Below are 4,095 nucleotides of genomic sequence, written 5' to 3'. Positions count from 1 at the left end.
GGGCTGCTGCGCAGCCCATCGCGACACAAGGCCGCTCCTACAGGGGACCGCGCTTGCACGGCTATCAGGCACAAAAAAGGGCACCCGAGGGTGCCCTTCTTCACATCACCGCGATCAGTTCAGCGCTGGTTTGTCGCCATTGATCGGGATGCGCTTGGCCTTGGCTTCTTCAGGCACGATGCGCAGCAGGTCGATACTGAGCAGGCCGTTGGCCAGGCCGGCGGCCTTGACTTCGATGTGGTCGGCCAGGCGGAACGACAGCTTGAAGGCGCGTTGCGCGATACCTTGGTGCAGGTAGGTCACTTCAGCGGCGCCATTGTCGCGCTTGCCACCGGTCACGGTCAGGACACCTTTTTCGACTTGCAGGTCGAGGTCCTGCTCCTGGAAACCGGCTGCGGCAACCACGATGCGGTAGTGGTCTTCGCCATGCTTTTCCACGTTGTAGGGCGGGTAGCTGCTGCCGGCCTCGTTACGTGCCGCGGATTCGAACAGGTCGTTGAAACGGTCGAAACCAACGGAGTGGCGGAACAGTGGAGCAAGAGAGAAAGCGGTGGTCATGGTCATAAACTCCTGAGATTCAGCAAGTAAGTCATTACGCGACCCGACTTCGGCATCGCGTACTCAAGAGATATGGCCGGAGGGAAGGCTTTCAAGGGGATGGGTGAAAAAATTTGGATTGTTGCTTTGGGTTTGATGGCCTCTTCGCGGGTAAACCCGCTCCTACATCGGTTGCGTAAGCGGCACATGCCTGTGTAGGAGCGGATTTACCCGCGAATAGGCCCGATCAGGCAACACAAGCTTCGAAGGAAACCGCATCAACCCCAAGCAACCGGCTGATCCGCGCGCAATCATCCTCCCGCCGCAACTCGGCAAACAACACCACCGCCTCGGGATAACCGCGGGTCAGCATCGCCAGCCACTGTTTCATGCGCCCCGGCGCATAGCGCGGCGACAGCTTGGCCTGGGCCTGGCGCCAGAACTCACGTAGCAACGGCAGCAGGTCATCCCAGCTCATCGGCTGGTACTCGCGGCCATCACGCGCCGCGGCAATCTGCAGGCCCAGGTCCGGGCGCGACACCAGCCCACGGCCGAGCATGATGTGCTCGGCGCCGCTGACTTCACGGCAGCGCCGCCAATCATCCACGGTCCAGATCTCGCCATTGGCGAAGACCGGCACCTTGACCACATCCTGCACGCGCGCCACCCATTCCCAGTGGGCCGGCGGCTTGTAACCTTCGACCTTGGTCCGCGCATGCACTACCAAGTGCGCCGAACCGCCTTCGGCCAGCGCCGTGGCACATTCCAGCGCGCCATCGGGGCTGTCGAAGCCCAGGCGCATCTTCGAGGTCACCGGGATATGCGCCGGCACCGCACGGCGCACCTCACGCACGATGGCGTGCAACAGTTCCGGCTCCTTGAGCAGCACCGCGCCACCGCGCGACTTGTTCACGGTCTTGGCCGGGCAACCAAAGTTCAGGTCGATCACCGGTGCACCCAACTCACAGGCCAGTGCAGCGTTTTCTGCCAGGCACACCGGGTCCGAGCCCAGCAGTTGCACGCGCATCGGCACCCCGGCAGCCGTCAGTGCGCCCTGGCGCAGCTCGGGCGCCAGCTTGTGGAACGAGGCAGGCGGCAACAGGCGGTCGCACACGCGAATGAACTCGGTGACGCACCAGTCGATACCGCCCACGCGGGTCAGCACGTCGCGCAGGATGTTGTCGACCAGCCCCTCCATGGGGGCCAGGGCAATTTGCATGTCGGGGTCTCGGCGGAAAAAGCCGGCAGTCTAGCAAAAATTGCCGGTGTTTCAGGCGCCGATCAGCGCCGGGCCGTAACCGTCGAGAAATTCTGCCGGCATGCGCCGCGGTTTGCCGCTGGACAGCTCGATGCAGGCGAAGGTGGTTTGCGCGCGCAGCAAGGTCACGCCGTCACGCGGGCGCTTGAGCTGGAAACGCCGGGTCATGCGCAGGCGCTGGTCCCAGTCAATGATCCAGGTGGCCAGTTGCAGTTCGTCGTCTTCGTAGGCGGCGGCCAGGTAGTCGATTTCGTGGCGCACCACGGCCATGGCCCGGTCCAGCCGACGATACTCGGCCAGGTCCAGGCCCAGGCGCTGGGAGTGGCGCCAGGCGCAGCGCTCCAGCCAGGTAACGTAGACCGCGTTGTTGGCGTGGCCGAGGCCGTCGATGTCCTCGCTGCCGACGCGCAGGTCGATGACGAAGGGTGTTGCCAGGTCCCAGCTCATGTTCGCTTCCTTGGCAGAAAAGGGGATTTAGCAGCGACCTGTGGGGTAATGTCCAGCCCTTCCGAGCCTTATGCGGTCGGTGTAGGAGCGGCCTTGCGTCGCGATGGGCTGCGCAGCAGCCCCAAAATCTCAGCCTCGGCGCAGATCGTCGGGGCCGCTACGCAGCCCATCGCGACGCAAGGCCGCTCCTACACCCACCGCATAAGGCCTGTAACTAGGCGCTTTGCCGCGCGGGCGCAGCGGCCCGGGCCAGCAATTCGAGCACGGCTTCACTCAGCCGGGGGTCAGCCAGCACCCGCTGATGGCCGCCCTCGTCCAGCATCAACAAGCGGCTGTCGAACCAGGCCTTGTGAATAACCTGGGCCTCATCGGCCGGCACCAGCGCATCATCGGCAGCATGCACCACCAGCCCCGGCAGCTCCAGCTGATAGCCACTCACATCCAGCCGCGCAATCTGCATGCCCAGGTCGCGCTCCACCTGGCGAATGAACGCCGCCCGCGCTCGCGCCGGCAGCCCCAGGCGACGGGCAAAGTCACGCATCACGCCAAGCAACCGCGCCGGGGCGGCAATGCTCACCGCCGCTTCCGCACGCAAGCCCATCTGCAAGGCCAGCAGCACACTGGCACCGCCCATCGAATGGCCAATCACCGCACGCAATGGCGGCAACTCGGCAGCGGCTTCCAGCAGCGCCCGGGCAAACAGCACCACATGTGCCTGCTCACCTGGCGAACGGCCATGCGCCGGGCCCTCCAGCGAGACCACGGTGTGCCCCGCATTGACCAGGGTTTCGATCAAGGCCGCAAACTGGGTCGGGCGCCCTTCCCAACCGTGCATCAGCAGCACAGTCGGCCCTTGGCCCCAGCGCAAGGCCGACAGGCCAAAACGCAGGGTGATGCGTTCGGCACTGGCCAGCATAGGCAACTCCCACTGGCGCGGTGGCAGGTTGCGTGGGGTCATGAACGCACGGCGCATCTTGCCCGCGACATGTTCGGGGGCCAGGCGGCCCAAGGTGCCATTGACACCGCGAATCCAGCTCAACGTGGTCATCGCCATGCTCCAGGGGTTCATACCACCGCCGATTTGGCGGCGCGCAGAATACGGTCAGAAAGTTCGTTGCTACCCAATGCACGCGCCAGGGCAATTCCACCGACCATCAGCGCCAGATCAGCCAGCGCCTTGTCGGCATCTTCAGGGCGGTCAACCATGGCAGCGGTCATCAATTCGATGTGCTCGGCCAGCACATCACGGAACACCTCTGGCAGGCGCTGCATCTCGCCCAGCGAATTGGGCAGCGGGCAGGCATGCACTTCGGCATCACGGTGTTTGCGCGACAGGTAGAAAGCGCCGACCAGCGCACGTCGCTCAGCGCCATCAAGGTTCGGGTCGACCTGGGCAAGCAGCGCCCGACGCTCGCCCAGCAACTGGCGGAAAGCTTCGAGCATCAGCTCGTCCTTGCTGTCGAAGTGGGCATAGAAGCCGCCTACGGTCAGGCCAGCAGCCCCCATCACCTGGCTGACACTGGGCTCGGCCGGGCCATGCTGGATCAGCGCACTGCGTGCCGCCTGCAGGATGCGTTCGCGGGTTCTGCTCTTCTTGTCGCTCATGAGGGCAATCGCCAAGCAAAATATGATGATCGAAATATTATTCCTATCATATTTTTTGGCAAGCAGAATCTGCGGCCGTTGGTCGGCGGAGCATTTTGAGGAGGGTAGAAAAACAAAAGGCCCATTCAATAATCGAATGAGCCTTCAAAGTCCCGCAAAACGCGGGTAAAAATGGCGTCCCCTAGGGGACTCGAACCCCTGTTACCGCCGTGAAAGGGCGGTGTCCTAGGCCACTAGACGAAGGGGAC

5 protein-coding genes and 1 tRNA gene are annotated in these 4,095 nt (G+C 63.7%); all 6 read right to left on the bottom strand.

Features of this window, described 5'->3' with window-relative positions; all coding sequences use genetic code 11:
• Positions 1–114 precede the first annotated feature (114 nt).
• The 6 genes from IAE39_RS29140 to IAE39_RS29115 all read right to left on the bottom strand — a co-directional run bounded on the left by IAE39_RS29140 (position 115) and on the right by IAE39_RS29115 (position 4,095).
• Complete coding sequence (locus IAE39_RS29140) at positions 115–558, bottom strand: Hsp20 family protein (protein ID WP_019473804.1); 444 nt, start codon at positions 556–558, stop codon at positions 115–117.
• A 226-nt stretch (positions 559–784) separates the two neighbouring features.
• A complete protein-coding gene (locus tag IAE39_RS29135) occupies positions 785–1,756 on the bottom strand; it encodes a tRNA dihydrouridine synthase (RefSeq protein ID WP_201207917.1) in 972 nt (323 codons plus the stop codon).
• 51 nt (positions 1,757–1,807) lie between these two features.
• Positions 1,808–2,242 carry an acyl-CoA thioesterase gene (locus tag IAE39_RS29130; protein WP_046617041.1) on the bottom strand — a complete coding sequence of 145 codons (435 nt, stop codon included), beginning with the start codon at positions 2,240–2,242 and terminating at the stop codon, positions 1,808–1,810.
• 214 nt (positions 2,243–2,456) lie between these two features.
• Positions 2,457–3,290, bottom strand: a complete 834-nt coding sequence (locus tag IAE39_RS29125; protein ID WP_201207916.1) for an alpha/beta fold hydrolase — start codon at positions 3,288–3,290, stop codon at positions 2,457–2,459.
• Between the two features lie 17 nt (positions 3,291–3,307).
• Complete coding sequence (locus IAE39_RS29120; RefSeq protein ID WP_201207915.1) at positions 3,308–3,847, bottom strand: TetR/AcrR family transcriptional regulator; 540 nt, start codon at positions 3,845–3,847, stop codon at positions 3,308–3,310.
• 172 nt (positions 3,848–4,019) lie between these two features.
• Positions 4,020–4,095: transfer RNA gene (locus IAE39_RS29115), tRNA-Glu, on the bottom strand.

The sequence above is a fragment of the Pseudomonas sp. S37 genome, assembly GCF_016658545.1.
In the GTDB taxonomy this organism is placed as follows: Bacteria; Pseudomonadota; Gammaproteobacteria; order Pseudomonadales; family Pseudomonadaceae; genus Aquipseudomonas.
This window is presented reverse-complemented; position numbering and strand designations above follow the sequence as displayed.